The 815-nt window shown below is 49.3% G+C and carries 1 protein-coding gene; it reads right to left on the bottom strand.

Annotated elements, in window-relative coordinates; genetic code table 11:
- On the bottom strand, positions 1-746 hold a 746-nt coding region (locus Xbud_RS19110), incomplete at its 3' end, for a ParA family protein (RefSeq protein WP_099137545.1).
- Between the last annotated feature and the right edge of the window lie 69 nt (positions 747-815).

The raw sequence follows: 815 nt of genomic DNA, 5'->3' as shown, positions 1-815 counted from the left end.
ACAGGCTGAGCACGAACATGCCCCAGTTTGTAGATATCCAACAGATCAATACGGGTGCTCAGCAGCTGATAAACCTTTCTCTCCCCCAACGCTGACGTGTCGTAGCGTTGCTGGTCGATAATATCGGTCAGTTCATTGAGCGTATCTCTGTCCAGATTGGTGCCCTCAATGCCATTGGCCAGTATCTGGATCAGCGGCAGCTGAATACCGTAATTCTCAAAGGATTGCAGTCGGATCAGCATCCGCAACGTGCCGCGCAGAAACTCACGGACATCCGGCAGGATAGGTTTAATGATCCCCAGCACAAACTGAGTTGCAGTCAGTACTACCAGTTCCGTCATCACGCCGGTCGCGCCCTTGGAGTCGATGAGAATGACGTCATACTGATGAAACAGGGGATGTTGCAGAATATTACGCAGACGCAAGCGACCATCCGGGGCATGCAACATCGCGGTTGGCAACAATTCATCGGGATCGTTGGACACAAGGATATCAAGATGTCGGATCGTCGAACGGGAAATGATCGTGTCGGCCTGACTCAGATCCACCGTCTGCATCAACAATTCATACAACCCGGCGGGCGCTTCATAAACCAGATTAAAAATACTGCTGGCCGTGGGTTGGGAATAATCGGCGTCAATCAGGAGCGTTTGCAGACCGGCATCAGCAAAAAAGCCGGCCAGATTTGCCGCATGGGTGGATTTACCTTCGCCACCTTTGGGGGAAATTATCGGAAGAATTATCATGTTGTACACTCAGTAATTTGAGCATACAAACTAAGTACAAAATCAAATGGTTACATTTTATTAACTTAG

Source organism: Xenorhabdus budapestensis (assembly GCF_002632465.1).
GTDB classification, from domain to species: domain Bacteria; phylum Pseudomonadota; class Gammaproteobacteria; order Enterobacterales; family Enterobacteriaceae; genus Xenorhabdus; species Xenorhabdus budapestensis.
Note: the sequence above shows the minus strand (reverse complement) of the source record. Positions and strands in the feature narration are given on the sequence as shown.